The organism is Streptomyces sp. NPDC044002 (assembly GCF_056434525.1).
The window spans coordinates 4,082-10,213 of record NZ_JBWKEZ010000125.1; the positions used below are offsets into that span (position 1 = coordinate 4,082).

4 protein-coding genes are annotated in these 6,132 nt (G+C 73.8%); 2 read left to right on the forward strand and 2 right to left on the reverse strand.

Going from position 1 to position 6,132, the window contains the following annotated elements; genetic code table 11:
• Window positions 1-108 precede the first annotated feature (108 nt).
• Both AC07A6_RS40615 and AC07A6_RS40620 read right to left on the reverse strand, forming a co-directional pair.
• The gene (locus AC07A6_RS40615; protein WP_478780441.1) at window positions 109-588 is read right to left on the reverse strand and encodes a hypothetical protein; all 480 of its coding nucleotides are present in this window, start codon (window positions 586-588) and stop codon (window positions 109-111) included.
• A 169-nt stretch (window positions 589-757) separates the two neighbouring features.
• On the reverse strand, window positions 758-1,987 hold the full coding sequence (locus AC07A6_RS40620; RefSeq protein WP_362467188.1) for a nucleotide sugar dehydrogenase: 1,230 nt from the start codon (window positions 1,985-1,987) through the stop codon (window positions 758-760).
• A gap of 254 nt (window positions 1,988-2,241) precedes the next feature.
• Here AC07A6_RS40620 and AC07A6_RS40625 point away from each other — a divergent pair, with 254 nt between their 5' ends.
• Together AC07A6_RS40625 and AC07A6_RS40630 are read left to right on the forward strand one after the other, a co-directional pair.
• On the forward strand, window positions 2,242-3,948 hold the full coding sequence (locus AC07A6_RS40625; RefSeq protein WP_478780442.1) for a glycerol-3-phosphate dehydrogenase/oxidase: 1,707 nt from the start codon (window positions 2,242-2,244) through the stop codon (window positions 3,946-3,948).
• 246 nt (window positions 3,949-4,194) lie between these two features.
• Window positions 4,195-6,132: serine/threonine-protein kinase (locus AC07A6_RS40630; protein ID WP_478780443.1), on the forward strand; the 1,938-nt coding region annotated here is incomplete at its 3' end.

Genomic DNA, 6,132 nt, shown 5'->3' on the forward strand with positions numbered 1-6,132 from the left:
ATCCCCCCCCCCCCCCCCCCCCCCCCCCCCCCCCCCCCCCCCCCCCACCCCCCCCCACCCCCCCCCCCCCCCCCCCCCCCCCCCCCCCCCTCCGGCGTTCGCGTGGTGTCAGTCGTTGGCCTTCTTGGTCGCGCCGACTGCGACGAGCACGCTGATGCCGATGAAGACGTAGGACATGAAGTCCATGCTCTCCTTGACGATGCCGTTGAGGCCGCTGATGCCGATGGCGTCGACCACCTCGGTCACGCCCGTGTTCTTGAGCTCGGCCAGGGCGAGCGCGAAGAGGAACATCTTGCCGAGGTAGACGGAGCCGATCGACACCAGGCCCGCGACCGGGAGCAGGACCGGGCTGCGGCCGCCGGTCTTTCCGGCGGCGTAGCCGACGAGCAGGCCGATGCCGATCGCGCCGAAGGAACGCTCCCGGTCGATGGCGTACATGATGCCGCCGTACGCCGCCGCGGCGATCAGGCCCGCGACGACCGCGGCGACGACGCCGAGGCCGACGTTGCCCTTGCGCGCCGGGGCCGGGGCGACGGCCTCGGCGTAGGGCGTGGGTGTGGGTGCGGGCGGCTGGAAGTTCTGGCTCATTCGGAAATCCCCCCCAGGGATTCGGCGCACGGGGCCCGGAGGGCGTAAGTGCGGGATAAGTGACGCCGCAGGCTAACAGGGGAGGGTCGGATTCCACCGGGGGATTTCGGTCGGGTGACCGGACCGCGATCCGGCCGTGACCTGGGGCGTGTCCGGCTCCGGGTCCGGGTCAGAGGCGGTGGGCCGCGCCGGCCGGGCTGGCGCCGCGGGTGTCGAGGAGGAGCTGGGCCTTCACCGCCAGGCCCTGCATGTCGTAGGTGCGGTGGTGCTGGAGCAGGATCGTCAGGTCGGCGTTGGCGGCGGCCTCGTAGAGGGAGTCGGCGCGCGGTACGGGCTGGTCGCGGACCCGCCAGCCCGCGATGTACGGGTCGTGGTAGCTGATCAGCGCCCCCAGGTCGAGGAGCCGGCTGGCGATCTCCCGGGCCGGGGAGCCCTCCTGGTCGGCGAGGTCGGGCTTGTAGGTGACGCCCAGCAGGAGGACGCGGGCGCCGCGCGCGGACTTGCCGTGCTCGTTGAGCAGGGTGGCGCAGCGCTGGATGACGTACTGCGGCATCCGGTTGTTGATCTCCTGCGCCAGGCCGACCATGCGCAGGGGGTGGCCGGGGGTGCGGGTGGTGTGGGGGAGGTAGTTGGGGTCGAGGGGCACGCCGTGGCCGCCGACGCCCGGGCCGGGGCGGAAGGCCTGGAAGCCGTACGGCTTGGTCTCGGCGCAGCGGATGACGTCCCACAGGTCGACGCCGAGGTCGTGGCAGAGGACGGCCATCTCGTTCATCAGGGCGATGTTGACGTGCCGGTAGTTGGTCTCCAGGAGCTGTACGGTCTCGGCCTCGCGCAGGCCGCGGGCGCGTACGACCTTCTCGGTGAGGCGGGCGTAGAAGGCGTGCGCGGACTCGGTGCAGGCGGGGGTGAGGCCGCCGATCACCTTGGGGGTGTTGGAGATGGTGTGGGTCCGGTTGCCGGGGTCGAGGCGGCTGGGGGAGTAGGCCAGGTGGAAGTCCCGGCCGGCCCGCAGGCCGGAGCCGGCTTCGAGGATGGGCCGCAGGTAGTCCTCGGTGACGCCGGGGTGGGCGGCGGACTCCAGGATCACGGTGGTGTGCGGGCGCAGCCGGGCGGCGAGGGTGCGGCCCGCCTCGCCGACGGCCCCGAGGTCGAGCGCGCGGTCGGCGCCGAGCTGGGTGGGGGCGCAGATGACCGCGGTGCGGACCCGGCCGAGTTCGGCGGGGTTCGTGGTGACCCGGAAGCCGGCCGCCGACATGCGGCGGATCTCGGCGGCGGTGAGGGTGCTGTCCGTGGCGGGGCCGCTGTCGTAGCCGACGGTCTCGATCCCGGCGGCTACGGCCGCCTGGGCGAGGGGGAGGCCGAGGTGGCCGAGTCCGATGACGGCGAGATCTGCGGGCATGGGGGGCCGTCCCTTCCCTTCCCTGGCATGCATGAGGGGGCGGTGCGCGCAAGTCCTGTGGACGACTGGAGCTGGCGCAATGTCAGACTAGGCGTATATATGACAGATATGTCGCATTGTGGGGTGGTGGTCGCCGTTGTGTTGTCCACAGGCGGTGGCTGATGTGGGTGCGGCCGGTCAGAATCGAGAAGCGGGGGATGTGAGCGGGATCACCCGCACCGAGCGGGTACGGCCCGCACCAACGGGAGGCAGCCGTGAGGACAGCGACACTGGGACCGGCACAGCGCGCGGAGGCGCTCGCCCGGATGGCCGAACGGGAAGTGGACGTTCTGGTCGTCGGCGCGGGCGTGGTCGGCGCGGGCACCGCGCTGGACGCCGTGACCAGAGGCCTGTCCACGGGCCTGGTGGAGGCCCGTGACTGGGCGTCCGGGACGTCGAGCCGGTCGAGCAAGCTGATCCACGGCGGCCTGCGGTACCTGGAGATGCTGGACTTCGCCCTCGTGCGGGAGGCGCTCAAGGAGCGCGGGCTGCTGCTGGAGCGGCTCGCCCCGCACCTGGTGAAGCCGGTGCCCTTCCTGTACCCGCTCCAGCACAAGGGCTGGGAGCGCTTCTACGCCGGCTCGGGCGTGGCCCTGTACGACGCCATGTCCGTCTCCAGCGGACACGGCCGGGGCCTGCCCACGCACCGGCACCTGACGCGCAAGCGGGCCCTGCGCATCGCACCGGCCCTGCGCAAGGACGCCCTGGTGGGCGCCTTGCAGTACTACGACGCCCAGATGGACGACGCGCGCTACGTCGCCACGCTCGTCCGGACGGCCGCCGCGTACGGGGCGCACTGCGCCAACCGGGCGAGGGTGGTCGGCTTCCTGCGCGAGGGCGAGCGGGTCGTCGGGGCCACGGTGCGTGATGTGGAGGGCGGTGGCGAGTACGAGATCCGCGCGAAGCAGATCGTGAACGCGACCGGGGTGTGGACGGACGACACGCAGGCGCTGATCGGGGAGCGCGGACAGTTCCACGTACGGGCCTCGAAGGGGATCCACCTGGTCGTCCCGAAGGACCGGATCCACTCCAGCACCGGGCTGATCCTGCGGACCGAGAAGTCGGTGCTGTTCGTGATCCCGTGGGGCCGGCACTGGATCGTGGGCACCACGGACACGGACTGGGACCTGGACAAGGCCCACCCGGCGGCGTCGAGCGCGGACATCGACTACCTGCTGGAGCACGTGAACTCGGTGCTGGCCGTGCCGCTCACGCGGGACGACGTCCAGGGCGTGTACGCGGGCCTGCGGCCGCTGCTGGCCGGGGAGTCGGACGCGACGAGCAAGCTCTCCCGCGAGCACACGGTGGCCCATCCGGTGCCGGGCCTGGTGGTGGTGGCGGGCGGCAAGTACACGACGTACCGGGTGATGGCGAAGGACGCGGTCGACGAGGCGGTGCACGGGCTGGACCAGCGGGTCGCGGCCTGTGTGACGGAGGAGGTGCCGCTGGTGGGGGCGGAGGGCTACCGGGCCCTGTGGAACGGCCGCGCCCGCATCGCCGCGCGGACGGGGCTCCATGTGGTGCGGGTGGAACACCTGTTGAACCGCTACGGATCCCTCACGGAGGAACTGCTCGGGCTGATCGAGGCCGACCCGGGGCTCGCCGAGCCGGTGACCGGTGCGGAGGACTACCTGCGGGCGGAAATCGTCTACGCCGCCTCGCACGAGGGCGCCCGGCACCTGGACGACGTGCTGACCCGGCGGACCCGGATCTCCATCGAGACCTTCGACCGGGGGACCCGATCGGCCCGCGAGTGTGCGGAATTGATGGCTCCGGTGCTGGGCTGGGACAAGCAGCAGATCGAGAAGGAGGTCGAGCACTACGAGAAGCGGGTCCAGGCGGAGCGGGAATCACAGCGCCAGCCGGACGACCAGACGGCGGACGCGGCACGCCTGGGGGCGCCCGACATCGTCCCGTTGTAACTCCGAGATACAGGAGGCGGAACCGGCGGACCCGGGGCTCCCGTCGGATGCGGAGTGAGCAACAATGAGGTTTCTGCCGGGGTGGATTACCGTGCCCCCCGGCGGCTGCCGAGGCAGCCGGGGCAGGCTGCACGATCGCAGAGGGGACGCATGTCGAAGCCGGAGCACACCGAGTCGTCTGCCGGGGCGCCTGCGGCGAAGCTGGATGACGGGGCTGCCGCCGCCGGTTCCGCTGCCGCTGCGAAGGTGTCGGTGTCGAAGTCCGCTCCGGCCGGGGGTCCCGAGAAGGCCGAACCGGCCCCGGTCCCCCGCCCGCGCGGTGCCGCCGGCTCCGCCGGTTCCGCTGCCGCTGCGAAGGCCGCGCCGGCCGGGGGCGTTGACGCCCCCCGGGCCCCGAAGCCGGCCCGGGCCGCGACCCCCGCGGAGGACGAGCCCGCGACGGACGCCCCCGCGAAGGCGAGCACCCCGGAGGATGCGCCTGCGAAGGACGCGCCCGTCAAGGCGGCTTCCGCGCAGGGCGTGCCCGCCGGGGACGCCCCCGCGAAGGTGACCGTGGAAAAGGGCGCTTCCGCCGAGGACGTGCCCGTGAAGGCTGCCTTCTCGAAGAGCGAGTCCGTCAAGGACGAGCCCGCCGGGGTGGTGTCCGCGAAGGCGGCTGCGGAGAAGGGCGCTTCCGTCCAGGACGTGCCTGTGAAGGCCGGCGCGGAGAACGGCGCGCCCGCCAAGGGTGCGCCCGTGGACGCGGTACCCGCGCAGGGCGAGTCCGCCCAGGACCGGCCCGCGAAGGCGGCTGCGGAGAAGGCGGCCCCCGTGAAGGAACCGTCCGTCAAGGCTGCCTCCGCGCAGGGCGAGTCCGTCAAGGGCGAGTCCGCCGGGGCGGCTGCGGAGCAGGGTGGGGCCGCCGAGGGTGCGGTGGCGGGCGTGGCGCCCGTCAAGGACGTCCCCGCGAAGGCCGACACGCAGAAGGAAGCCCCCGCGAAGGGCGGTTCCGCCAAGGGGGCGCCCTCGGAGGTGGCGGTCGCCGGGGCGGGGGATCCGGACGGGGGCGAAGCCGAGGAGGCGGCCGAGGAGGCGCGGCGCGAGGGGCGGTTGCTGGCCGGGCGGTACCGGCTGGGCGCCGTGCTCGGCAAGGGCGGCATGGGCACCGTCTGGCGCGCCGAGGACGAGGTCCTCGGCCGGACGGTCGCCGTCAAGGAACTCCGCTTCGGCAACGGCGTCGACGAGGACGAGAAGCGCCGCCTCATCACCCGGACCCTCCGCGAGGCCAAGGCCATCGCGCGGATCCGCAGCGAGGGCGCCGTCACCGTCTACGACGTCGTCGACGAGGACGCCCGTCCCTGGATCGTCATGGAGCTCATCGAGGGCCCCTCGCTGGCCGAGTTCGTCCGGGAGAACGGCCCGCTGACCCCGCACCGCGCGGCCGAGGTCGGCCTCGCCGTGCTCGACGTGCTCCGCGCCGCGCACCGCCAGGGGATCCTGCACCGCGACGTGAAGCCGTCCAACGTGCTGATCGCCGCCTCCGGCCGCGTCGTGCTCACCGACTTCGGCATCGCCCAGGTGGAGGGCGACCCCTCCATCACCTCCACCGGGATGCTCGTCGGCGCCCCCTCGTACATCTCCCCGGAGCGCGCCCGCGGCCAGAAGCCCGGCCCGCCCGCCGACATGTGGTCCCTCGGCGGGCTGCTGTACGCGGCCGTCGAGGGCGTGCCCCCGTACGACAAGGGCAACGCGCTCGCCACGCTCACCGCGGTGATGACCGAGCCCGTGGACCCGCCGCAGAACGCCGGCGCGCCGCTGACCGAGGTCATCTACGGGCTGCTGGTCAAGGACCCGGCCATGCGCCTCGGCGAAGAGCAGGCGCGGACGATGCTCACCGCCGTGGTCAACGCCCCCGAGCCGGTCGCCGCCCCGGAGCCGCCTCCGGTCCCGCCGGTCGAGGAGACCCGCCCGATCTCCCTCACCAAGGCCGACGCGGCGGCCGAGAAGGCCGCCAAGAAGGAACGCGAGCGCCGGGAGCGCGAGCAGCGCGAGCGGACCCGCGCCGCGCTGAAGGCCGCCCGCAAGGCGGCCGCCGCCGAGGCCGCCGCTGCCGCGGCCGAGGCGGCCCCGGGGGGGGGGGGGGGGAGGGGGGGGGGGGGGGGGGGGGGGGGGGGGGGGGGTGGGGGAGGGGGGGGGGGGGGGGCG